This is a genomic window from Pseudomonas karstica, from assembly GCF_009707515.1.
GTDB lineage: Bacteria > Pseudomonadota > Gammaproteobacteria > Pseudomonadales > Pseudomonadaceae > Aquipseudomonas > Aquipseudomonas karstica.
Genome location: NZ_WLYI01000010.1, coordinates 76342 through 100910, shown reverse-complemented (window position 1 = coordinate 100910; position 24569 = coordinate 76342). Strand labels below are relative to the sequence as shown.

Genomic DNA, 24569 nt, shown 5'->3' with positions numbered 1-24569 from the left:
GAAGCGTAATTAGATAGGAAGCTAAGTTGTAACATAATGATACTTATTCCTAAATAGGAAATATTGGCGTTTCCTGAACGATGGCTGAACGGTGATGGCATTGGTATCTACACCACGCTCTATGCCGGCCGGACTACCTGTTTTTGAGGTGTACAGCTTCCTCTGCGGTGGTGGTGAAGCCCTGTGCCCACTATGATGCGCGACATCTCCAGCGCAACCGGCACTCCATACGTCATGGCGGAAAAAGACACCATCTCCATCCATCTGGTCCGCGAAGCCCTGTTGCAAAGCTGCGCACCGGGTGCGGCTACCCATGAAGTGCTGAACAAGGTCGGGATTGATCCGGCGCTGCTGGAACAGCCGGCAGCGCGTGTTCCGGCCACGGCTTATGCCCGGCTGTGGCGCTTGTTGGCACGCCGCTTGGATGATGAGTTTTTCGCTATGGACCCGCGCAGGCTCAAGACCGGCAGCCTGGCGTTTCTCTGCCGCGCCTCCATGGCTCCGCTCAGTCTCGGGGCGGGCCTGGAAACCGGCCTGGGGTTTTTATCGTTGATGCTTGATCACTTGCCAGCCCAGTTGGTGCGTCAGCAAAGCCTGGCGGAGATCGTGCTGCTGGAACCTGAGCCTGAGTCCAGGCGGGCGTTCACCTATTTCACTTACTGGATGATCGTCCATGGCGTTGCGTGCTGGCTGGCCGGCAGGCGTATCCCGATCCTCGCTATCGAACTGCGTTGCCCGCAACCAGCGTTTATTGACGATTACCAAGTCATGTTTTCCGACAACCTGCGTTTTGAGCGGCCACGCACCCGGATGATTTTCTCCGCCGACTGCCTCGACTTGCCCATCAAGCGCAACGCCGAAGAGCTCAAGCGTTTTCTTGCCCAGGCACCGGCCAACATACTCGTCAAATACCGTGATCCCGACAGCCTGGCCATGCGGATCAAGCACGACCTGCGGCAGATGCCGGCCCAGATCTGGCCGGAAACCGAGCAACTGGCCCAGACGCTGTGTGTGTCGGCATCCACCCTGCGCCGTCGCCTGGCAGAAGAGGGGCATACCTATCAAAGCCTCAAGGACAGCGTGCGTAAGGAGTTGGCCATTGTCTGGCTGGCAGAACCGCAGATCAGCTTTGCCGATATCGCCTCGCGCCTGGGGTTTGCCGATGTCAGTTCGTTCTACAAGGCGTTTCGCAAATGGGTCGGGTCCAACCCCGGGCATTACCGCAGCTTGATTCTTAATGATATTACGTAGGGCGCAAGTGCGCGGATAAGGCTAAGTTAAAGTTTCCGCTGATTTTTTGCAGCAGTAATGACACCTAGTAGAGCGTTTAGAAAGTCCGGGATGATTCAAGTTCCTTGTTTTTTAAACAGATATTTTGTCTACCTATCAGCAAGGTTGTGCTTACACCAATCAAGCCAACAAAACAGGAAGCTGCAACTATAATCAAGGTCATCGAGAAGCCATATGCATCCAGTAATCCGCCGAAAACAGTGTAGGAGGCGCCGATAATAACTGAATTGATAAGATTTGCTACAGAGAGGCAAGATGCTCGGATACGTGACTCGACATTATCATGAATGTGCGTTTCATAAGAAGTCTCATATATAGCAGGTATCGACATAATTAGAAGAAAGCTTACAATTGAAGTAATTATTCCGATATCCAGTGATAAAATGAAAAGAAGGAAAGTTATAGCAATAGTAGTGGTGGCAGCAATGATGCCGAGAGAGAATCTAGAGCAAATAAAACCAGCTACCATGAACATTACTGCCGATACAGCTTCAACTCCAGCATAAATACCAGCAATGACAGGCACTTCTAAACCTCGAATGGAAAAAAATGGCTGACCATAGATAAACAAAGGGACCGTCGAAAGCTCGAATAAAGCATATCCAATAAATAAGGGTATAAGGAATGCGCCTTTTTTAGAACGAAAAAAATCAATTAATAATATGAATACTCCTTCCGTATTTTTATTCCTTATGCCAATTTTTTTATTAAGATCCATTGAGATAGGTGGGAGCTTGAACTCGGGAATGAATGTTACAACAAACGCTCCAATAAGCTTTGATATTGCAAAAAAAATATAAACGCTATCCCAAGACCAAGTATTTTGTAGTACACCGCCAAGAAGCATGGACAAACCTAATGACACTGCACCAATAGCGCGAGCACGTGATAATATTTTTGGATATTCTTCGGCTCGATGTTTCGCGAGTAAATTGTCATACAATAATGCTCTGTCTGAACCGGAGCCCATAGCAATACTAGCTCCGAACAGACAGAATATAATCGCGAAAGGAATAAAAGAGGTAAATAGCAAAAAACCAACACCACTTATGCATAACCCTAAAAAACCGATTATAAGAGAAACCTTGCGACCATATCGATCTGCGATTAAGCCAGATGGAACTTCTAACGCCACAGAAGAAAAGAATAAGAAGGATTGAAGAGCGCCTATTTCTCCTTGTGTGATGCCAAGTTGCAGTAAGTAAAGCACAAATAAGCTTCTCTGAACGTCCAGATTTAGAAAAATTGACAAGGAGTAATATAGGTTGTCGTTTTTATTTCCTAAATATTTGAATGCGCCCATTTTTATTTGAATACCTGTTTTTTTGTGAATTCAAAAGAATTGAAGCTTAAGTTTAAGATGCATGCATCCACTTTTGAAGGATCAATATTTGCCAAATACTTAAAAGCTTCCCAAGCCATAAGGTTGGCAATAATCGAATTTGTTATTCCATTGGATGGAAAACGTGCAGGAACAATTATTTTTTTACAAGCGCGACGGACTTCTCTAATCCAGCGTAATAAGGTTCTTGCTGTTTGTCTTGTAGTAACAGATAGGCGCTTTTACGTGTCCATAAATACTTTTGAAAAAGTCCGCAGACCAACGCCTAATTGCAGGCCAATCCTTACCCATTCCTTTTAGAATGACTGGCTTTTCATTCATAAGGTAATTTTTTTGAAAAAGTATTACATTGCTAGCATTAATGCTCTCAAGAGGATGTGTATTTTTATTTGACAAGGGGTGATCCTTGTTTTAAAGGCTACTATTGGAGTTTCGGTCCAGAACTACGCGGGAGGCCCTAACTCGTCTGCGAGCCTCCGCGTAATTTATGAACTAATCGGCGCCACTTGAGTAAAGACAATGTTGTCAGTATTGCGCAAGTGATATGTATCAGTGCCTCCATAACTGGAGAATTTGCTGACGCAAAATGAGCATGTCAATGAAAACAGCTAAGCCTGAATACCAAGTGCAGAGCGGTATTAGGAAGTTACTTACGAAGGGCTTCTTGTTTGGCTTACAGACGTAACTTTCAACATTTTAGGACGCTCCAAAAAAAAGCCCCGTGACCGAATGGACCACGGGGCTAAAAATTGGTTGGATGCGACCAACCAAAGGAGCTCTTCAGATTACTTTGCGCTGGCCACCGTGGTGTCCGGCTGCCAACCTCCACCCAATGCCTTGTAGATCGCAACAATGCCGCGATACAGATCCACTTCGGCCTGGGCCTGGGAATCTTCGGCCGCCAGGCGCTCACGCTGGGCGTCCAGCAGCACCAGGAAATCCGCGCTGCCTTCGCGATAGCGAATTTCTGCCAGGTCGGCGGCGGCGCGGCTGGACTCGCTCTGACGAATCAGCGAAACCAGGCGCTGCTGGCGTTTGCCATAATCGCTGAAGGCGTTTTCCGACTCTTCCAGGGCCAGCAGCACTTGTTGCTCATACGTCGCCAGGGCGCCCTCGGCTTCGGCATCGGCACCGCGCAAGCGCGCGCGCACGCTGCCCAGGTCAAAGGCTGCCCAGGTGATGCTTGGGCCCAGGGCCCAGGCGTTGGCGGCGGATGAACCGATCTGCGAACCACGGCCGGCGGTAAAGCCAAGGAAGCCGCTGAGGCTGACCCGTGGGAACAGGTCGGCCTTGGCCACGCCGATCCGCGCGGTGGCGGCGGCCAGTTTGCGTTCGGCACTGAGGATGTCCGGGCGACGTTGCAGCAATTGCCCCGGGTCGCCAATCGGCAGCGCCTTGGCAATGGCCGGCAGGTTCGCGGGGCTCAGGTCCACGCTCAGTTTGTCGGGGCGCTGGCCGAGGAGGGTGGCGATACGATTACGCTCGCGCACTTGCTCGGCCTGCAGTTGCGGAACGCTGGCTTCCACCGCCGCCAGGCGCGCGTCGGCACGTACCACGTCCAGTTGGTCACCGACACCCGCGTCGCGCAGGCTTTCAGTGATGGTGCGCGAATCCTGTTGGTTCTTCAGGTTGGCCAGGGCGATTTTTTCCCGCAGTTGCGCGCCCCGCAGTTGACCGTAAGCGTCCACCAATTCGGCAATCATGCTGACTTGCAACTGATAGAGATCGGCTTCGGCGGCCTGTTGGTCCGCGTCGCTGGCTTCCAGGTTGCGCTGGATACGGCCGAACAGGTCCAGCTCCCAGGCCATGTCCAGGCCCAGGTCGTAGCGTTCGCTGTTCACACGGCGGGTGGTCTGGCCAGGGATTTGTCCCTTGGCCAGGTCACTGCTGGCACGGCTGGTGATGGTCGGCATGGCGTCATTGCTGGCGTCATCACGAATCGCCCGGGCGGCCCGCAGACGGGCAAAGGCCACACGCAGGTCACGGTTGCCCTGCAGGGACTGGGTCACTAACTGATTAAGGGTCGGGTCCTCGAACTGCTGCCACCAGATGCCCTCGAACTTCGCGTGGTCGTACTGCTTGGCGTCGGCGGCAGCCGTGATATTGGCCGCCTCCGGGGTTTGGGTTTGGTAGTCAGGGCCCACGGCACAGGCGCTGAGCGCCAGTACCAGCAGGCTTGGCAGGAACACTTTCACACTCATTGCTGTGTCTCCAGCTTCAAGGCCTTGGCCGCTTTGCGTGCTTCGCTGCGCTCGACAAAACGACGGATCAGTACGTAGAACACTGGTGTCAACAGCAGACCAAAGAACGTCACACCGATCATCCCGGAGAACACCGCCACGCCCATGGCATGACGCATTTCGGCACCGGCACCGCTGGAGAACACCAGGGGGACCACACCCATGATGAAGGCGAACGAGGTCATCAGGATTGGCCGCAGACGCAGGCGGCAGGCTTCCAGTACCGCGGCGAGCGGATCGAGACCTTCCTGCTGTTTATCCTTGGCAAACTCGACGATCAGAATCGCGTTCTTACAGGCAAGCCCCACCAGTACGATCAAGCCGATCTGGGTAAAGATGTTGTTGTCGCCGCCAGAGATAATCACCCCGGTGATGGCCGACAGCAGGGTCATCGGTACGATCAGGATCACCGCCAGTGGCAGGCTCCAGCTTTCGTATTGGGCGGCCAGTACCAGGAACGCCAGCAGCACGCAGAGCGGGAACACGAACAGCGCGGTGTTGCCCGAGAGGATTTGCTGGTACGTCAGGTCGGTCCACTCGTAGGTCATGCCGTTGGGCAGTTCGTCCTTCAACAGTTTCTCAATCGCCGCTTCAGCCTGGCCGGAGCTGTAGCCCGGTGCCGCGTTGCCGTTGATTTCGGCGGTGATGAAACCGTTGTAGTGCATCACGCGGTCCGGCCCCGAGGTGTCGCTGACCTTGATAAAGGTCGCCAGTGGGATCATCTCGCCCTTATTGTTGCGTACTTTCAACTGGCCGATCTGCTCTTCGTCCAGGCGGAACTGCTGCTCAGCCTGCACGTTGACCTGATAGGTACGGCCAAAACGGTTGAAGTCGTTGGCATACAGCGAACCCAGGTAAATCTGCAGGGTGTCGAAGATGTCGCTGATCGCCACGCCATGGGTCTTGGCTTTTTCCCGGTCGATGGCGGCATCGACCTGAGGCACGTTGACCGTGTAACTGGTGAACAAGCCGGCCAGTTCCGGTACGGTGCGGCTCTTGGTGATGACGTTCTGCACTTCTTTGTACAGTTCGTCGTAACCCAGGTTGCCACGGTCTTCCACTTGCAGGCGGAACCCGCCAATGGTGCCCAGGCCCTGTACCGGCGGCGGTGGGAAGATCGCCATATAGGCTTCCTGGATATCGCTGTACTTGCCGTTCAACGCACCGGCGATGGCCCCGGCGGACATGCCCGGCCCTTTACGCTCGTCAAAGGGCTTCAAGGTCACGAACACGATGCCGCTGTTGGTGCTGTTGGTGAAACCGTTGATCGACAGGCCAGGGAACGCCACGGCGCTATCCACACCCGGTTGTTTCAGGGCGATATCGGACATGCGCTTGATCACATCTTCGGTGCGGTCAAGGCTCGCGGCGTCCGGTAATTGGGCGAAGGCCACCAGGTATTGCTTGTCCTGGGCCGGTACGAAGCCGGTCGGAGTGTGGGCAAAACCGAACCAGGTCAGCACCATCAAGCCTGCGTACAGAAACAGTGCGATGCCGCTGCCGCGAATCACCCGGCGTACCGTGCCGACGTAACCATGGCTGGCCCGATCGAAGAAACGGTTGAACGGACGGAACAACCAGGCCCCGAAAATTTTGTCGAGAATTTTCGAAAAGCGGTCCTTTGGCGCGTCATGGCTGCGCAGCAGCACGGCAGCCAGGGCAGGGGACAAGGTCAGTGAGTTGAAGGCCGAGATCACCGTCGAAATGGCAATGGTCAAGGCGAACTGTTTGTAGAACTGCCCGGTCAAGCCGCTGATAAAGGCCGCCGGGATAAACACCGCACACAGCACCAGCGCCGTGGCGATGATCGGGCCGGTCACTTCGCTCATGGCCTTTTGGGTGGCCTCGAACGGTTTCAGGCCCAGCTCGATGTTTCGTTCGACGTTTTCCACCACCACGATGGCGTCGTCCACCACGATACCGATGGCCAATACCAGCCCGAACAGCGACAGGGCGTTGAGGGAAAAGCCAAACAGGTGCATCACTGCAAAGGTACCAATCAACGATACCGGTACTGCCACCAACGGGATGATCGAGGCGCGCCAGGTTTGCAGGAACAGGATCACCACCAGCACTACCAGGATCAGTGCTTCGAACAGGGTGTGAACCACCGCTTCGATGGAGCCACGAACGAAGATGGTCGGGTCATAGACGATGCTGAAGTCCATACCTTCGGGGAAACTCTGCTTGAGTTCCGCCATCTTGGCGCGCACTTCATTGGATATTTCGATGGCGTTGGAACCCGGACGCTGGAAGATCGGGATCGCCACCGCCGGTTGGTTGTTGAGTAACGAACGCAGGGCGTATTGGCTGGAACCCAGCTCCACCCGCGCGATGTCTTTGAGGCGGGTGATCTCACCGTTGTCGCCTGCGCGGATAATGATGTTCTCGAACTCTTCCTCGGTCACCAGGCGACCTTGGGTGTTGACCGACAGCTGGAAGCTGGTGGCATTCGGTGCAGGTGGCGCACCCAGGGCACCAGCGGCCACCTGGCGGTTCTGCTCGCGAATCGCAGTCACCACATCAGTGGCCGTCAGGTTGCGCGAAGCGGTCTTGTTCGGGTCCAGCCAGACCCGCAGGGAGTAGTCGCCCATGCCGAACAACTGCACGTCACCGACACCGCCCAGGCGCGCCAACTCATCCTTGATATTGAGGATGGCGTAGTTGGACAGGTAGAGCATGTCGTAGCGCTGGTCCGGTGAGGTCAAGTGCACCACCATGGTCAGGTCCGGAGAGGCCTTGTCCACGGTAATACCTATCCGGGTCACTTCTTCCGGCAGCTTGGGCTGGGTCCGGGTTACGCGGTTCTGCACCTGTACCTGGGCGTTGTCCAGGTCGGTGCCGAGGGCGAAGGTGATGGTCAGGGTGATCTTGCCGTCGGCCGTCGACTGGGAGGACATGTACAGCATGTTCTCAACGCCGGTAATGGCTTGCTCCAGGGGCGCGGCAACGGTTTCACCGATGACTTTAGGGTTGGCGCCGGGGAAGTTGGCGCGTACCACCACGGTAGGCGGTACGACTTCCGGGTATTCACTGATCGGCAACTGGAACAGTGAAATTGCACCGGCGATCAGGATCAACAGCGAGAGCACCGCTGCGAAGATCGGCCGCGAAATGAAGAACTTGGAAAAATTCATCTTGAGTGTTGTCCCTTAACCGCGTGGAGTCGCAGTGCTTGCGAGCTTGGAGGCGGTTTTTTCCGTCGTCACCTGCTCCAGGTTGCTGGCTTCAAGCGCTTGTCGTTGTTGTGCCAATGCGGCGAGGGTTTCCTTGCTGGCCATCGGGATGGTTTGCGGAGCTACCGGTGAACCCGGGCGAACCCGCTGCAGGCCCTTGACGATAATGGTGTCGTCCTTGTTCAGGCCGCTGCGCACGATGCGCAAGCCTTCGATCTTCGGCCCCAGTTCCACGGCGCGGTACGACGATTTGTTGTCGCCATCCATCACCAGCACGAACTTCTTGCCTAAATCGGTACCCACCGCTTCGTCGTTGATCAGCACGGCGGAGTAGGTGCCACTGCCCACCAGTTTCAAGCGTGCGTACAGGCCTGGCGTGAAGCGTCCGTCAGTGTTATCAAACACTGCTCGGCCACGGATGGTGCCGGTCGCCGGGTTGACCTGGTTGTCGATGAAGTTCATCTCGCCCAGGTGCGGGTTGCCGTCTTCGTTCGACAGGCCCAGGTACACCGGAGTGGTGGCCCCACGGCGACCCTGGCGCGCCAGTTCGGTGTACTTGAGGTACACGCGCTCATCGGCGTCGAAGTAGGCATAGATTTTGTCGGTGGAGACCACACTGGTCAGTTCGGTGACATCGGCGGTCACCAGGTTGCCGGCGGTGATGTCGGCCCGGCTGACACGGCCACTGATCGGCGAGGTGACGCGGGTGAAGCTCAGGTTCAACTTGGCCAGGTCCAACTGTGCCTGGATCCCGGCGACGGCGGCGCGGGCTTCCTGGGCGGCAGTGGTGCGCGAATCGGCCAGCTCCGCCGAGATCGCATTGCTCTGGCGCAGGCGATCGCCGCGTCGGGCTTCGTTCTCGCTGCGGACGGCGGCGGCGCGAGTCTGCGCCAACTGGGCTTCGAGGCGACGCACTTCGGCCTGGAATGGACGCGGGTCGATCTGGAACAGCAAGTCGCCTTTCTTGACCAGTGCACCTTCAGTAAAGGCCACCTGGTCGATCTGGCCGGAAACTCGCGGACGAATCTGTACGGTTTCCGGGGCTTCCAGGCGACCGGTGACCTCGTCCCATTCATTGACAGGTTGTTCCAGGACCTTGGCGACGCTGACGCTGCTGGCTGGCATGGCGGCCGCTTGGTCAGGGGTTTTGCCGCAGGCGCTCATCACCATCACGGCCAAAATGGCCAAGGGATAGCGAAAATGTTTGAGTGACTGTTCCATGAGGTGCATCCGCCAAAGTATTGAGATGGGCGGATCATGCTCGGCGATGTGCTATCTCACGAATCGAATGAAACAAAGGTAACTATCATTCGGAATGATATAAGCGCGAAGAGAGCCCCCTAGAATGGGGGTTTCGTTAGGAAGCTATCAATCCTGCTGATGACAAAAGACTGTTGCGCAGGGCGTAAAAATGACACTGGGCTTGTTCCGTGGTACTCGCGTAAATGGCGAAGCCCCACGATACCTCCAGGGTATTAAGGGAGACCTAATCAATATTGGACGGCCTGCTTTCCCCGGGTCAATCTTCATTGAAGAACACACATAATGGAGATAGGACGTATCATGGCGGCTATCACCATCGAACGTTTCGATACCCATAGTGTTAACCGAACACATGATGGTCAAGCCACTGAATCTGCCGTGATTTCCAAACTGCTGCCACACAGGTCTTGCCAGCGGGGCATCTTGGCATCAGCCTGGGCCCAATAAAAATATAAGAGACGCAACCATGACCGTGCTATTGAGTGAGCGCAGCCAGATTTTCGATCGTGCCGACCCCCATGCCGTGTCGGACTACGTCAATCAGCATGTTGGCAGCCATTGTATCCGCCTGCCACCCAAAGGCCGGCCCCAGGCGAGCATCAGCCATCGAACCTTCTCCAGCCTGGATTTGTGCCGTATCCGTTATGGCGCCCCGGTGAGGGTGACGTCGACAGCGCTGGAGACGATTTACCACCTGCAGATTCTGCTGCAAGGCCATTGCCGCTCGACGTCCCGTGGCCAGGAACAGGTATTGGGGCCTGGCGAAGTTCTGCTGATCAATCCTGATGATCCCGTGGACCTGACCTATTCCGCAGATTGCGAAAAATTCATCATCAAACTGCCTGTGCGCCTACTCGAGAACGCTTGCCTTGAGCAGCACTGGACGCTTCCACAGCAAGGCATCCGCTTCGTTGCCGCGCGCCATGACCTCACCGAAATGGGCGGTTTCCTGCCACTGCTGGGGTTGATCTGCCATGAGGCCGAGAATGCTGCAGAGTCTGAAGTGCAGGCCCTGTATGAGCGGATTGTGGCGAACAAGCTCCTGGCGCTGCTGACCAACAATGTCCTGCGGGTTGTTCCCCGGCCTGATGAGCGCGGTGGTTTCGAGCCGGTGCGACAATTCATTGAAGAACACTTGACCGAAGATATCAGCGTCAAACAACTGATGGCGGTGGCAAGGGTTGGCGAGCGCTCGCTGTACACCCTTTTCGAACGCCAGGTGGGCTTGTCACCCCGTGACTATATGCGTCAGCGCAAGCTGGAGCGGGTGCATGCGGTGTTGCAGTTGGCCAAGGCGCGCAGTGTCACGGAAGTGGCGCTCGATTACGGCTTTCTGCATCTGGGGCGCTTCTCCGAGTCGTACCGCAAGCGCTTTGGCGAGCTGCCTTCGCAGACCTGGCGGCGGCAAAGATAAAAGGGCGCGCCGGGCGGATAGCGATTTGCAGTCAGCGGATATTGGGGGGCAGGGCAAGCACATAAGGTGAGGGGGCCTGATACAAGAACAACGGAGGGCCTACCCCATGATCAGCACGCTCGACCGACTCGCACGCCAACTCAGCGATAGCGTTCAAGATGATCCCGCCACCGGGGTTTTCCGCTGCCGCCGCGATATCTTTACCGACCCCGACCTGTTCGCCCTGGAAATGAAGCACATTTTCGAAAGTGGCTGGGTCTACCTGGCGCATGAAAGCCAGGTGCCGGAAATCAACGACTATTTCACCACCTGGATTGGCCGTCAGCCGGTCGTCATCACCCGAGATAAACAGGCTGTACTGCACGGCCTGGTCAATGCCTGTGCTCACCGTGGCGCTATGCTCTGCCGGCGCAAGCAAGGTAACAAGGGTTCGTTTACCTGCCCGTTTCACGGCTGGACGTTCAGCAACGCCGGCAAGCTGCTCAAAGTGAAGGATGCCAAAGGCGGCGCCTATCCCGACAGTTTCGATTGCGACGGCTCGCACGACCTCAAGCGCCTGGGCCGTTTCGAAAACTACCGGGGTTTCCTGTTTGGCAGCCTCAGCGAAGCGGTGCCGGAGCTGAGCGATTATTTGGGCGAAACCCGCGTCATCATTGACCAGATGGTCGATCAGGCACCGCAGGGCCTGGAGGTGCTACGCGGCAGTTCGACCTATGTCTACGATGGCAACTGGAAGCTGCAGATCGAGAATGGCGCCGATGGTTATCACGTCAGCTCGGTGCACTGGAACTACTCGGCAACCATGGGCCGGCGCAACTACGAGGCCGAAGGCACGCGCACTGTCGACGCCAATGGCTGGTCCAAAAGCCTCGGCGGCGTGTATGCCTTCGAGCACGGTCATATCCTGCTGTGGACCCACCTGCTCAATCCGCAAGTGCGTCCAGTGCATGCGCATCGCGAGGAGCTGGCCGAGCGCCTGGGCCAGGAGCGTGCCGACTTTATCGTCGACCAGACGCGCAATCTCTGCCTCTATCCCAACGTCTACCTGATGGATCAGTTCTCGACGCAGATCCGTGTGGTGCGGCCTATCGCGGTCGACAAGACCGAGGTGACGATTTATTGCATGGCGCCCAAGGGCGAAAGTGCCCAGGAACGGGCGACACGCATCCGCCAGTACGAGGATTTCTTCAACGTCAGTGGCATGGGTACGCCTGACGACCTGGAAGAGTTCCGCGCCTGCCAGGTTGGCTATCAAGGCGCGACTACCTTGTGGAATGACCTCAGCCGAGGCGCCAAACAATGGGTCGAAGGCGCTGATGAGAATGCCCGGGCCATGGGTATCAACCCGCAGCTCAGCGGCGTGAAAACCGAAGATGAAGGCCTGTTCGTGCGCCAGCATGCGCATTGGGCGGCGAGCTTGCAACGTGCCATCGAGCTTGAACAGCAAGGGTTGATTGCCACCGATAAGGAGGTGCAGTCATGAGCATTTCCCGCGATCGCCTGCTCGACTTTCTCTACCGCGAAGCGCGCTTGCTGGACGATCGCCAGTGGGACGAGTGGCTGGAATGCTATTCGCCCAAGGTTGAGTTCTGGATGCCCGCCTGGGACGACCATGACACGCTGACTGAAGATCCGCAGAGCGAAATTTCGCTGATTTATTACCCCAGCCGTGACGGCCTGGAAGACCGTGTTTTTCGCATCAAGACCGAGCGTTCGAGCGCCAGCATGCCGGAGCCGCGCACCGCGCATTTGCTCACCAACCTGGAAGTACTGGCCGACGACGGCCAGAACGTGGAGCTGCGGTTCAACTGGCAGACCCTCAGCCATCGATACAAGACCACGGATTCGTATTTCGGCACCTCGTTTTACCGCCTGGATATCAGCGCCGAACAGCCGCTGATCACGCGTAAGAAAGTGGTGCTGAAAAACGACTACATCCATCAGGTCATCGATATTTACCACATCTGAGGACACACCCATGACGTACTCCATAGCCCTGAACTTCGAGGACGGGATCACCCGTTTCATCGACTGCAAGGTGGGTGAAAAGGTCCTCGATGCCGCTTTTCGCCAACGTATCAACCTGCCCATGGACTGCTCCGACGGCGTATGCGGCACCTGTAAGTGCCGCTGCGAAACCGGCGCCTATGACTTGGGTGATGATTACATCGAAGACGCGCTAAGCGAGGATGAGGCGCAGGAGCGCCAGATCCTGACTTGCCAAATGGTGCCGAGCTCCGATTGCGTGATTGCCGTGCCCGTGTCGTCCAGCGCATGCAAGACCGGGACGGCGCAGTTTGCCGCCACAGTCTCAAACATTACCCGCCATGCCGACGCCGCCCTGGAGGTCAGTTTCGAGCTGGATCAGGCACCGGTCTTCCTCCCTGGCCAGTATGTCAATATTGGCGTTCCCGGCAGCGGGCAAACCCGCTCTTACTCGTTCAGCAACCGCCCCGGCGAAAAGCTCACCAGCTTTTTGATCAAGCATGTACCCGGCGGCCTGATGAGTGGTTGGCTGGAGCACGCCCAGCCGGGCGACGCGGTGCCGATGACCGGGCCGCTGGGCAGTTTCTACCTGCGTGAAGTTACCCGGCCATTGTTGTTTCTCGCCGGCGGCACTGGCCTTGCGCCCTTTCTGTCGATGCTTCAAGTGTTGGCCGAACGCAAGGAGACTCGCCAGGTCACGCTGATCTACGGGGTGACGCGGGATCAGGACCTGGTGATGGTCGAGGCTTTGCAAGCGTTCGCCGTGCAGTTGCCCAACTTCACTTTTGTCACGTGCGTGGCCGATCCCCAGACCCTTCATTCGCAGCAGGGCTATGTCACCCAGCACATGGCTGAAAGTGCGCTGAACGACGGCGATGTCGATGTATACCTCTGCGGGCCACCGCCGATGGTCGATGCCGTGCGTCAACACTTCAAAAACCAGGGCGTGACGCCGGCCAGCTTTCATTACGAGAAGTTCACGCCTAACGCCATCGTGGCGGCCTGTTCCACCGGCGATGCCGCCTGAGGAAATCATCATGACTTTACGTTTCAACAACAAGGTTGCGCTGGTTACCGGCGCAGCCCAGGGCATCGGCCGTCGTGTTGCCGAGCGTCTGCTGGAGGAGGGTGCCTGGCTGGTCGCCGTCGACCGCTCGGAGCTCGTTCATGAATTGCAGCATGAACACGCCCTGGTCCTTACCGCCGACCTTGAACAGCATGCCGAGTGTGCCCGGGTGATGGCGGCCGCCAAGGCCCGCTTCGGGAGTATCGACATTCTGGTCAACAACGTTGGCGGGACAATCTGGGCCAAGCCGTTCGAACACTATGGCGAACAGGAAATAGAAGCCGAAGTGCGCCGCTCGCTGTTCCCGACGCTGTGGTGTTGCCACTGCGTATTGCCCTACATGCTGGAGCAGGGCAGCGGCGCGATTGTCAACGTTTCCTCCATCGCTACCCGCGGCGTCAATCGGGTGCCGTATGGCGCGGCCAAGGGCGGCGTCAATGCCCTGACTGCCTGCCTGGCCCTGGAAACCGCCGGCAGCGGCATCCGGGTCAACGCCACCGCGCCGGGCGGCACCGAAGCACCGCCGCGCCGCATCCCGCGCAACGGCCAGCCGCAAAGCGAGCAGGAACGCGTGTGGTATCAGCAGATCGTCGACCAGACCCTCGACAGCAGCCTGATGAAGCGCTACGGCAGCATTGACGAACAAGCCGGCGCGATTCTGTTTCTGGCCTCTGACGAAGCCTCATATATCACGGGTGTCACCTTGCCGGTGGGAGGCGGTGACCTGGGCTGATCCGACATGTACCTGCAGACACTGACTCACAACAACAATAATGAGAGCACTGCCATGCGTACCCATGACGTCCATTCGATTATCGATAACGCCCGTTTCAGCCGGTTCCACTGGTTAGTGATGGGCCTGTGTGCCTTGCTGTTGATCTTCGACGGCTATGATTTGTTTATCTACGGTGTGGTTTTGCCGGCCATTATGAAAGAGTGGGGGCTGTCGCCTTTACAGGCTGGGGCGCTGGGCAGTTACGCGCTCTTTGGCATGATGTTCGGCGCGCTGGCCTTCGGCAGCCTGGCAGACAGGATAGGCCGCAAGAAAGGCATTGCCATTTGCGTTGCGCTGTTCAGCGTCGCCACCGTGGTCAACGGTTTTGCCAGCAGCCCCACCGAGTTCGGTATATGTCGCTTTATCGCCGGGCTCGGCTGCGGCGGGCTGATGCCCAATGCGGTTGCACTGATGAATGAATACGCCCCGAAGAAAATGCGCAGCACCTTGGTGGCGCTGATGTTTAGCGGCTATTCCCTGGGCGGCATGCTCTCAGCTGCCGTGGGGATTTTCATGCTGCCGCGCTTTGGCTGGTCGTCGATGTTTTTCGTCGCGACGCTGCCGCTGTTGCTGCTCCCGTTGATTCTGTACCTGCTGCCTGAATCTATCGTTTTCCTCATTCGCCAGGGCCGGCTGCAACAGGCGCGAATACTGCTCAAGCGCCTGGCACCTGAAAGCCAGATCAGCGCCGAGGACGAGTTGCTGATCAGCGATGGCAAGGGTAAAAGCGCCTCCGTACTGGAGCTGTTTCGCCATGGCCTGGCCGTGCGCACACTGGCGATCTGGATCGCATTCTTCTGCTGCCTGTTGATGGTCTACGCCCTAAGTTCCTGGCTGCCAAAGCTGATGGCGGGCGCGGGCTACAGCCTGGGGTCGAGCCTGTCGTTCCTGTTGGCGCTGAACTTCGGTGGCATGGCTGGGGCGATTGTCGGGGGTTGGCTGGGGGATCGGTTGAACCTGGTGAAAGTCATGATTGCCTTCTTTATCGCCGCGGCGGTATCAATCAGCCTGCTGGGTATCAACAGCCCGATGCCGGTCCTGTACCTGTTGATCTTCGTTGCTGGCGCCACCACCATTGGCACGCAAATTCTGCTGTATGCCGGTGCAGCTCAACTCTACGGGTTGTCGATTCGTTCCACCGGCCTGGGTTGGGCCTCGGGCATTGGTCGCAATGGTGCCATCGTTGGTCCGTTGCTGGGCGGCGCGCTGATGGGGGTCGAGTTGCCGCTGCAACTGAATTTCATGGCCTTTGCCATTCCCGGTGCTGTCGCAGCCTTGGCGATGACGGCTTATGCCCTCAACGAGCGGCGCAGCGCTATCGTCGTGATCGGTGCGCAGGCCTGACCTCATCCTCCGTGGGAACGCCCGGCGCTGCGTTTTGGCCGGGAATAGGCCTTCAGCGATATTCGCCTGCTGCCGCCGAGTTACCCGTCTGTCCCGCAGCTACGGTTTACAGTGCGCGCTATTTCGCAAGGATGGCATCAGGATATCCGCGAAGACCGTCATTCACGCAGTCGGGAAAAACAATGTAAAACAGATAGTCCCCGGCTGCGGTTGTTTCACGCTCACCTCGCCGCCATGCAGTTGCATGATTGCCGTGACGATGGCCAGGCCCAGGCCGTTGGAGTCAGAGCTTTGGTGACGCGAGGCATCGCCCCGGTAAAACCGGTCGAACAGCTTGCGCAGGGTCGCATCGGTCAGCATCGGACCTTGATTCTCCACTTCGATCCGCCAGCCGCCGTTGGCAGCTGTCGCGCGCATCAGAATCTCGCTGCCTTCATCGGCATAGCGAATAGCATTCGCAACCAGATTGCTCAATGCCCGGCGCAGCAGCAGCGGGTCCGCCTTCAGGGTGCCATCGCCAGTGGCATGCACTGTCATCTGTCGTTCTTCGGCCAGGCCTTCGAAGTACCCGGCAATGCGTTGCAGTTCGTCATGCAGGGAGAGCGGCTGACGCTCGACTACCGATTGCGCTTCGTCGGCGCGAGCAAGGAACAGAATACTTTCGACCATGCGTGAAATGCGCTCCAGCTCCTCCAGGTTCGAAGCCAGCAGCGCCTGGTATTCGTCCTCGCTCCGTGATTGGCGCAGGGCAACCTGGCAGTGGCCCATCAACGACCCTATAGGCGTACGTATTTCGTGAGCCAGGTCTGCGGAAAACTGCATCAACCGCTGATAACCGTCGGCGAGACGATCAAGCATGGCGTTATAGGCGTCGTTCAACTGTTGCAATTCAATCGGCGTATGTTCGCTGTTCATCCTGCTATCGAGGTGCTTGGGTGATATGTTTGCGGCGTGCGCGGCCATCGTGTGCAAGGGTTTAAGCCCTCGACGCAGCAGCATGTAACCGAGCAATGCAGTGAGCAGGAAGGCCGCCGAGACGGCCAGGTAAATGCGCTCGCGAAAGGCTGCGAGCATGGCCATTTCCTTGCCCATGATGTGCGCGGCAGTAAGGTGTACCTTGCGACCGCCAGAGATCGTTTCCACACTGGCGGCACGCAACGGCGCGCCGGAGGCGGTCATACCGCTGCGCAGGCTATTCACGGTCAGGGCTGCATCTTGATTGACCATCGGCAACTCAGGCAGCTTTGCACTCAGCGGATTGACCATGATCACTGGCGGTTGGCCTGGCTCGCCGATAATGAAAATATCGTCTTCGCTGTCGAGCATGTTTTTGAAAATCTGCGGGCTGTCACGCAGCTTCTCCAGCGGCAGGTCGTAGCGCAGCAGTTTGCGAAAGTGATCCAGGCGCCCCAGCACTGCATGATCGCTGTACAGCAAGACAGAGGCCTTTATCGATCCATACAAATAGAACCCGGCACCGGCCACCGTCAGCATCGCCACCAGTGCGAAAGCCAGCGTCGAACGCAGGGTCAGGGAAGGCTGACGTCGGGTCCACATGACCGCACCTCGCACACATAACCGATGCCACGCACGGTATGGATCAGTTTGACCGGGTAGGGCATGTCTACCTTGTTGCGCAGGCGTTTGACGGCTACGTCTACCACGTTGGTGTCGCTGTCGAAGTTCATGTCCCAGACTTGCGAGGCTATCTGCGCCCGGGACATTACCTCGCCCTCACGGCGCAAGAACAGATGCAGCAGGGCGAACTCCTTATTGGTCAATGCAATCACTTGTTGCTGGCGGGTCACCCGGCGACGCACAAGGTCCAGCTCCAGATCGGCGATGTGAAATTGATCGGCTTCACGGACCACCCCACGACGCAGGATGGTGCGGATGCGCAACAGCAATTCGGTGAAGGAAAACGGCTTCACCAGATAGTCGTCAGCGCCGAGTTCCAGGCCACGAATGCGGTCCTGCAGTTGGTCGCGGGCAGTGAGGAACAGCACTGGAACGTCTTGCCTGGCGCGCAATAGCTCAATGATCTGGAAACCATCAATGCCTGGCAGCATCACATCCAGCACGATCAGGTCGTAGGATGTCTCCAGTGCCATGTGCAGGCCATCGGCGCCGTGTTGAGTCCAATCGACGTTGTAGCCGGATTCGCCCAGCCCCTTCTTCAGGTACTCGCCGGTTTTGGTGTCGTCTTCGATCAGCAGGATATGCATCGTCAGGGCGCTCGGGTCTCACCATTATGGGTTTCAGCCTGGGCTACTCGCGGGCCGCAAATATTCATTGAGCCGCTGCAAGCCTTGTCAGCGTTGGATTGTAACCAGCTGTGAGAGTAGCGTTGGTTACATTTTTGTCATTCTTGGGCGGATGCTGCGCATGACAAAAATGTCATCCGGCGGTCATCCGGCGGTACCGGACAGGAGCAGAGGATGGCAGCACCTAAAACCTGTAGGGAACCGCCACAATGAAAACTGTTCTTTCCACTACGCTTGGCGTGCTGATGCTCAGTGCTGCTGTCATGGCCACTGCGGCCGATATGCCCGTGATCAAGCCACTGCGTGGCACCGTCGAAAGTGTCAGCGACAACACGCTGACTTTCACCACCCGTACTGGCGCGCACGAGACGATCGGTTTGACTGACAAGACCGGTATCGTCCGAGTGTCAAAGGCGGCTATCGATTCGATCAAACCCGACAGCTTCGTCGGCTCGGCAGCCACTCCGCAGGCTGACGGTTCACTGAAGGCGCTGGAAGTCACCGTCTTCGAGTCCAGCCTCAAGGGCAGCGGCGAAGGTCATTACGGTTGGCAGAACGCGGATGGCAGCACTGGCACCATGACCAATGGAACCGTGGGCAAATTGTCCAAAGCCAATGGCCGCACGCTGACCGTTAGTTACAAGGGCGGTGAGAAGCAGTTGATAGTGCCCAATGATGTGCCAATTGCCTACGTAGAACCGGGCAAAGCCGATGAATTGGTCAAAGGCGCCAAAGTTGTCGTGTTCCCAGCCCAGGATGGCAAAAGCGCACGGGGTGTTGCGGTTGGCAAAGATGGCTTCCAGCCGCCGATGTAAAGACTATTGGCGTTACAGCGGGGCCGGGAGGCCTCGCTGCGGCAGTATTCGCAGGGTCTTTGCGGGAGGGGGAACACATGAAAAAAACACCCATTCATCCATGGCCTGTCCGCCTGACGCATTGGCTGAATGCCATTTGCATGGTCTGTATGTTTATGAGCGGCTGGGCAATTTACAACGCCTCCCCGCTGTTCGCCTTCAGGTTTCCTGCGCAATTGACCGTCGGTGGCTGGTTGGGCGGCTCGCTTGCCTGGCATTTTGCGTTTATGTGGTTGTTGTTCATAAACGGCCTGATCTATTTGCTCTACGGCTTGATCAGCCGCCATTTCAAACGTGACCTCTTGCCGGTTAGCGTCCGGGCGGTGAGGCGCGACTTGACCGATGCGTTGCGTTTGCGCCTGGCACACGAGAAGGGCGCATACAACGCGGTGCAGCGCCTGATGTATTGGCTGGTGCTGGCGGCAGGTGGATTGATCGTCATTTCGGGGTTGGCAATCTGGAAACCCATCCAACTACAAGAACTGGTCGCGCTGTTGGGCGGCTATGACATTGCACGTTACGTGCATTTCGCTGCGATGGCGGCCATTGGCGCGTTTGTCGTTGTACATCTGGCGTTGGTACTGCTGGTGCCGAAAACCCTGTTGCCCATGATCACGGGTGGCGTACGGCCGATTGAAAGCGCAAGGCCCAAACATGATTGAGCCAAAAAAGCGCGCGGTTCAGCGCATCAGACTTGAGCCTGCACAGCAGCTCCAGCTGGAAAGTATCCAGCGGCGAAACTTCCTGCGGGGCGGCTTGACCGTTGGCGCCATGGCGATGCTTAGCGGTTGCAACCTCCAGGACGGCGACCAGGTGGATAAGGTGCTGTGGGCGATGTCGCGCTGGAATGACCGGGTTCAGGCCTGGCTGTTCAGCGGGCATAAACTGGCCCCGACCTTTACCCAGGCGCAGATGACCCAGCCATTTCCGTTCAACGCGTTCTACGCCGAGGATGATATCCCGCAAGTCGACCTGGCGAATTACTCACTCGCCGTGTCGGGACGGGTGCGGGACAAGGCGCCCTGGACGCTCGAAGGTTTGCGCAAGCTGCCGCAGCGCAGCGATATCACACGCTTGATCTGCGTGGAAGGCTGGAGCGCCATCGGGCAATGGGGTGGCGTGCCACTGAAGAACTTCCTGGAGCATGTTGGCGCTGACACCCGCGCCAAGTTTGTCGGTTTCAAATGTGCTGATCGCTACTACTCCAGCCTGGACATGCCCACTGCACTGCATCCACAAACACTGCTGGCCCTGGATTACGGCGAAGTTGCCTTGCCGCCGGAGTATGGCTATCCACTGCGGGTCCGAGTGCCAACCAAGCTAGGCTTCAAAAACCCCAAGCACATCGTCGAGATCTTCGTCAGCAATGATAATCCGGGCGGGTATTGGGAAGATCAGGGCTACAACTGGTTCAGCGGGGTTTGATTGATTGAATGCATTTGACCGCGAACCGATTCGCTGTTGGCAATCGCTTCAATAGGGAGGGGTCAGCAGAATGTAAACGCTGCCTCTTCAATTATTGCAGGATGTATCTCTACTTCCAGGGGCTAATGCCTTAAACCAGTTTAATCGCTGCATTGAATTATCTGTTTCGAGCGTATTTTTCAGCCACGCTGCCAGCGCAGCAACTCACTCAGTGCCGGGCGCCTTATGCGGTATGAGGTGCCTGTCAGGCCCCGCTCTACTTGCGCTGTGGAACTTGCTCCTCCAAGGAAAGAAGCCTGATACGGTTTTTTTTGGTCCGGAGCACCGAAGTACTCACCTGTTCCTACACGTGAAATATTGACCATGAAAATCCGCGCCTGGCGGATTGATGAGCTCTCCTCATCAGGCTATGCGGACTCAGCCATATAGTCATCGATCAACACCCTCGTTAAGTTCGCAACCAGCCCTTTTCAACGTAATTGCCTGTTTCTCAGGACGGATCTTTTATGCACATCACAGCAGTGAATACTTTGGAAATTCGATCTTTCGAAGATGTCGACCCGGTCTTCGAAACCCGTTTGCAGGCGTTCGCGGCGAGCTTTGTGGAAGTACCAGGATGCCTGGGATACGTAATGAACCGAAGCCGGGCCGAAGCCAACTTGTGGATCCTGAGCGGTTACTGGGCAACAACTTCGGATATGACAACCCATTTTTCAAGCACCTCAATGACTGCCTTGGTTAACGCGTTAATTGAGGCTCGCGCGAACCTGACGTTTGCCAGCTTCACCCCGGTTTTAACCGACACACCGCAAGACGGAGTTTGATGAGCTTTTTTCGACATCGTGCCCAATAGTTTGCTGATGCTCTTGGTGGGTTACCGCGACCGGGGTGTGATGCAAGCCGCCGAAACATTTGTCTCTTAGATCCGGAGTCTTGCTGTGCTGATTCGCACTGTAATCGTCGCGCTGCGGCGTCCATACACCTTCGTGGTGATGGCTTTGTTGTTGCTGATTGTCGGGCCGCTCACTGCAATGCGTACGCCAACGGACATCTTTCCCGAGATTCGGATTCCAGTGATCGCGGTAGCCTGGCAGTACACCGGGTTGCCCCCTGACCAGATGGCCGGGCGGATTTCGACCGTGTTCCAGCGCATCCTCACCACGGCGGTCAACGATGTCGAACATATCGAGGCCAGCACCTATTCCGGTGTCAGTGTGGTGAAAATCTTCTTTCAGCCCGGCGTGAATGTGGCGATTGCCAGCGCTCAAGTCACTGCGGCTTCGCAAGTGGCTTTGCGGCAGATGCCAGCCGGTATTCAGCCTCCGGTAATCCTCAACTACAACGCCGCCACAGTGCCGATTTTGCAACTGGCGTTGTCAGGGGAGGGGTTGTCGGAGCAGAACCTGTTCGACCTCGGGATGAACACCGTGCGTACGCCACTCGTCACGGTGCCTGGCGCAGTGATTCCATTGCCATACGGCGGCAAGCAGCGTCAGGTGCAGATTGATGTCAACCCTTCTGCCTTACAGGCCAGGGGCCTTTCGGCGCAGGACGTCGCCGCAGCACTGGCCGCGCACAATATTCTGACACCGATCGGCAGCCAGAAAATCGGTGACCTTGAATACACCTTGCAACTCAACAGTGCGCCGTCGGCTATCGACGAGTTGGGCCTGATACCAGTGAAGGTGGTGAACGGCAGCACCATTTACCTACGCGATGTGGCCGATGTCCACGATGGCAATGCACCACAAACCAATATCGTTCATGTGGATGGCAGCCGTTCGGTGTTGATGACCGTACTGAAAAATGGGTCGGCCTCGACGTTGGCGATCGTCGATGGCATCCGTGAGCGGATCGATACGCTGAAAGATTCGTGGCCGCAGGCGTTGAAGGTATTGCCGATCAACGATCAATCGGTGTTCGTGCGTGCCGCAATCAAGGGGGTGGTGTTGGAGGGGGCGCTCGCGGCGGCGTTGACCAGCGTGATGATCTTGCTGTTTCTGGGCAGTTGGCGCTCGACCATTATCATCGCGGTGTCGATTCCACTGGCTATTCTCGGCTCTATCATCACGCTGGCCGCGATGGGCGAAACACTCAACCTCATGACCTTGGGTGGGCTGGCGCTGGCTATCGGTATTCTGGTGGACGATGCGACCGTGACAATCGAGAACGTCAACTGGCACCTTGAACAAGGCAAGGATGTTGAAACCTCGATCCTTGATGGTGCCCGGCAGATCGTCACCCCGGCTTTCGTGTCGTTGTTGTGTATCTGCATTGCCTTTGTGCCGATGTTTTTCCTCGACGGTGTATCGCGCTTTCTGTTCGTGCCCATGGCTGAAGCCGTTATTTTTGCGATGATCTGCTCGTTCATTCTCTCGCGTACGCTGGTGCCGACCATGGCCAAGTTCCTGCTGCGCCCACACGTGGCATGCGCGGCGGGTGAGCAAACGTTGCCATCGCGTAATCCGCTGGTGCGTTTTCAGCAGCGCTTTGAGGTGGGTTTTTCCCGGGTACGCGAAAATTACCGCGCCACCCTGGAGCGGGCATTGGGGCGACGCAAGGTATTCCTCGCAGGTTTCATGGCGGTGGTCCTGCTGTCGTTTGGCCTGGTGCCTTTTATCGGCAGCAATTTTTTCCCTTCGGTGGATTCCGGCCAGGTGCTTATGCATGTTCGTGCTCCGGTCGGCACCCGCGTGGAGGAAACGGCTGTTCGTTTTGCACACATCGAACGAGCCATCCGTAAAGTCATTCCTGCCGAAGAAATTGTGACCATGGTCGACAACATCGGCTTGCCGCCCAGCAACATCAACCTGACCTACAACAATACGGGGGTGATGGGCGCGCAAGACGGTGATTTCCAGATCGCTCTGCGGGAGGGCCATCGCCCTACGGCTGACTATGTGCGCCGCTTGCGTGAGACCTTGCCCGAGGAGTTTCCAGACACTACTTTTTCCTTTCCTCCGGCGGATATCGTCAGTCAGATCCTCAATTTCGGCGCGCCGGCCCCCATCGATATCCAGGTTCGTGGTAGCAACACTGAGGAGAACTTCGTTTATGCCCAAACATTGCTCAAGCGTATACGTTCGATCCCTGGCGTCGCGGATGCGCGCATTCAACAATCGAACAAGGCGCCGGTGTTCAACGTCGGCCTGGACCGCACGCAGGCGCAATTGCTCGGGCTGTCCACTCGTGACGTGACCAACAGCCTGGTAGTCAACCTGGCGGGGAGCAGCCAGGTTGCGCCGACTTACTGGCTAAACCCGGCCAATAACGTCAGTTACCCCATCGTGATGCAGACGCCCCAATTGCAACTCGATTCACTCGCCGCGCTGGCCAACTTGCCCGTCGGCAACGGCACCACCACCAGTGCCGCCACCCTGGGCGCGGTCGCCGATTTCCAGCGCACCACCGGCAGCGCACTGGTCACTCAATACAATGTTCAGCCGATGGTGCAGATTCATGCCGCGACCCAGGACCGGGATCTCGGCGCAGTAGCCGCCGATATCCGCCGAGCGATAACCGAAACGGCGGCTGAAGTGCCTAGAGGCAGCACCGTGCATCTACTCGGGCAGGTACAGACTATGGAACGCGCATTCACCGGCCTGGTGTTTGGGTTGATGGGCGCCGTCGTGCTGATCTATTTGCTGATCGTAGTGAATTTTCAGTCCTGGCTGGACCCCGCGGTGATTGTCGCGGGACTGTCCGCGGCACTGGCCGGGATTGTCTGGATGCTGTTTAGCACTGGCACCACGCTGTCGGTGCCGGCGCTGACCGGGGCCATCATGTGCATGGGCGTCGCGACGGCCAACAGCGTGCTGGTTATCAGTTTTGCCCGTGAGCGCCTGGATGAGCTGGGAGATGCGACGGCCGCTGCGCTGGAGGCTGGTGTTGCTCGGTTTCGCCCCGTGCTGATGACTGCCCTGGCGATGATTATCGGCATGTTGCCCATGGCCCTCGGTATTGGCGAAGGCGGGGAGCAGAATGCCCCCCTGGGTAGGGCCGTGATAGGCGGATTACTTGCAGCCACGGTCGCCACCCTGATGTTCGTGCCGGTGTTGTTCAGCCTCGTCCACACCCCTGATTCCCACCGTACGGCAGCGTCGTATCGGCCTGCGCCTGGAGCTCATTGA

19 protein-coding genes are annotated in these 24569 nt (G+C 57.3%); 12 read left to right on the top strand and 7 right to left on the bottom strand.

Annotation, left to right across the window (positions count from 1 at the left end; all coding sequences use genetic code 11):
* Window positions 1–234: 234 nt before the first annotated feature.
* Window positions 235–1251 carry an AraC family transcriptional regulator gene (locus GIR22_RS09515; protein ID WP_154743121.1) on the top strand — a complete coding sequence of 339 codons (1017 nt, stop codon included), beginning with the start codon at window positions 235–237 and terminating at the stop codon, window positions 1249–1251.
* Window positions 1252–1327: 76 nt separating this feature from the next.
* On the opposite strand, the gene GIR22_RS09510 is transcribed toward GIR22_RS09515, so the two are convergent.
* The 5 genes from GIR22_RS09510 to mexE form a co-directional block, all read right to left on the bottom strand.
* Window positions 1328–2593 (bottom strand): MFS transporter, encoded by a 1266-nt coding sequence (locus GIR22_RS09510; protein WP_154743086.1) that lies wholly within the window; start codon window positions 2591–2593, stop codon window positions 1328–1330.
* 204 nt (window positions 2594–2797) lie between these two features.
* The gene (locus GIR22_RS26840; RefSeq protein ID WP_154743085.1) at window positions 2798–3028 is read right to left on the bottom strand and encodes a cupin-like domain-containing protein; all 231 of its coding nucleotides are present in this window, start codon (window positions 3026–3028) and stop codon (window positions 2798–2800) included.
* A 389-nt stretch (window positions 3029–3417) separates the two neighbouring features.
* Window positions 3418–4833 carry an efflux transporter outer membrane subunit gene (locus GIR22_RS09500; RefSeq protein ID WP_154743084.1) on the bottom strand — a complete coding sequence of 472 codons (1416 nt, stop codon included), beginning with the start codon at window positions 4831–4833 and terminating at the stop codon, window positions 3418–3420.
* Window positions 4830–8009, bottom strand: a complete 3180-nt coding sequence (locus GIR22_RS09495; RefSeq protein ID WP_154743083.1) for an efflux RND transporter permease subunit — start codon at window positions 8007–8009, stop codon at window positions 4830–4832. Before GIR22_RS09495 ends, GIR22_RS09500 begins: the two co-directional genes overlap by 4 nt.
* Window positions 8010–8024: 15 nt before the next feature.
* Window positions 8025–9269, bottom strand: a complete 1245-nt coding sequence (gene mexE, locus GIR22_RS09490) for a multidrug efflux RND transporter periplasmic adaptor subunit MexE (RefSeq protein ID WP_154743082.1) — start codon at window positions 9267–9269, stop codon at window positions 8025–8027.
* A gap of 508 nt (window positions 9270–9777) precedes the next feature.
* On the opposite strand from mexE, the gene GIR22_RS09485 reads away from it, so the two are divergent.
* The 6 genes from GIR22_RS09485 (at window position 9778) to GIR22_RS09460 (ending at window position 15896) form a co-directional block, all read left to right on the top strand.
* Entirely contained in the window at window positions 9778–10725 is a 948-nt protein-coding gene (locus tag GIR22_RS09485) for an AraC-like ligand-binding domain-containing protein (protein WP_154743081.1), read from the top strand.
* A gap of 106 nt (window positions 10726–10831) precedes the next feature.
* Complete coding sequence (locus tag GIR22_RS09480; protein WP_154743080.1) at window positions 10832–12208, top strand: SRPBCC family protein; 1377 nt, start codon at window positions 10832–10834, stop codon at window positions 12206–12208.
* The gene (benB, locus tag GIR22_RS09475; protein ID WP_154743079.1) at window positions 12205–12693 is read left to right on the top strand and encodes a benzoate 1,2-dioxygenase small subunit; all 489 of its coding nucleotides are present in this window, start codon (window positions 12205–12207) and stop codon (window positions 12691–12693) included. Before GIR22_RS09480 ends, benB begins: the two co-directional genes overlap by 4 nt.
* A gap of 10 nt (window positions 12694–12703) precedes the next feature.
* Entirely contained in the window at window positions 12704–13738 is a 1035-nt protein-coding gene (benC, locus tag GIR22_RS09470; RefSeq protein WP_154743078.1) for a benzoate 1,2-dioxygenase electron transfer component BenC, read from the top strand.
* 10 nt (window positions 13739–13748) lie between these two features.
* Window positions 13749–14510 carry a 1,6-dihydroxycyclohexa-2,4-diene-1-carboxylate dehydrogenase gene (locus GIR22_RS09465; RefSeq protein ID WP_154743077.1) on the top strand — a complete coding sequence of 254 codons (762 nt, stop codon included), beginning with the start codon at window positions 13749–13751 and terminating at the stop codon, window positions 14508–14510.
* Window positions 14511–14564: 54 nt separating this feature from the next.
* Entirely contained in the window at window positions 14565–15896 is a 1332-nt protein-coding gene (locus GIR22_RS09460; RefSeq protein ID WP_154743076.1) for an MFS transporter, read from the top strand.
* Between the two features lie 162 nt (window positions 15897–16058).
* Here the strand turns inward: GIR22_RS09460 and GIR22_RS09455 are convergent, their stop codons facing one another.
* Together GIR22_RS09455 and GIR22_RS09450 are read right to left on the bottom strand one after the other, a co-directional pair.
* On the bottom strand, window positions 16059–17453 hold the full coding sequence (locus GIR22_RS09455) for a heavy metal sensor histidine kinase (protein WP_154743075.1): 1395 nt from the start codon (window positions 17451–17453) through the stop codon (window positions 16059–16061).
* Window positions 17426–18121: a heavy metal response regulator transcription factor gene (locus GIR22_RS09450; RefSeq protein WP_154743074.1), complete on the bottom strand. Its 696-nt coding sequence runs from the start codon at window positions 18119–18121 to the stop codon at window positions 17426–17428. Before GIR22_RS09450 ends, GIR22_RS09455 begins: the two co-directional genes overlap by 28 nt.
* Before the next feature lie 248 nt (window positions 18122–18369).
* Between GIR22_RS09450 and GIR22_RS09445 the strand changes: the two genes are divergently transcribed.
* From GIR22_RS09445 to GIR22_RS09425, 5 genes are all read left to right on the top strand, one after another.
* Window positions 18370–18975, top strand: coding sequence for a hypothetical protein (locus GIR22_RS09445; RefSeq protein ID WP_154743073.1), 606 nt, complete (start codon window positions 18370–18372; stop codon window positions 18973–18975).
* A gap of 77 nt (window positions 18976–19052) precedes the next feature.
* Window positions 19053–19676, top strand: coding sequence for a cytochrome b/b6 domain-containing protein (locus GIR22_RS09440; RefSeq protein WP_154743072.1), 624 nt, complete (start codon window positions 19053–19055; stop codon window positions 19674–19676).
* Window positions 19669–20439: a molybdopterin-dependent oxidoreductase gene (locus tag GIR22_RS09435; RefSeq protein WP_154743071.1), complete on the top strand. Its 771-nt coding sequence runs from the start codon at window positions 19669–19671 to the stop codon at window positions 20437–20439. The genes GIR22_RS09440 and GIR22_RS09435 overlap by 8 nt, the downstream gene beginning before the upstream one ends.
* 506 nt (window positions 20440–20945) lie before the next feature.
* Window positions 20946–21263 carry an antibiotic biosynthesis monooxygenase family protein gene (locus GIR22_RS09430; protein WP_154743070.1) on the top strand — a complete coding sequence of 106 codons (318 nt, stop codon included), beginning with the start codon at window positions 20946–20948 and terminating at the stop codon, window positions 21261–21263.
* Window positions 21264–21380: 117 nt separating this feature from the next.
* The gene (locus tag GIR22_RS09425; protein ID WP_218581656.1) at window positions 21381–24569 is read left to right on the top strand and encodes an efflux RND transporter permease subunit; all 3189 of its coding nucleotides are present in this window, start codon (window positions 21381–21383) and stop codon (window positions 24567–24569) included.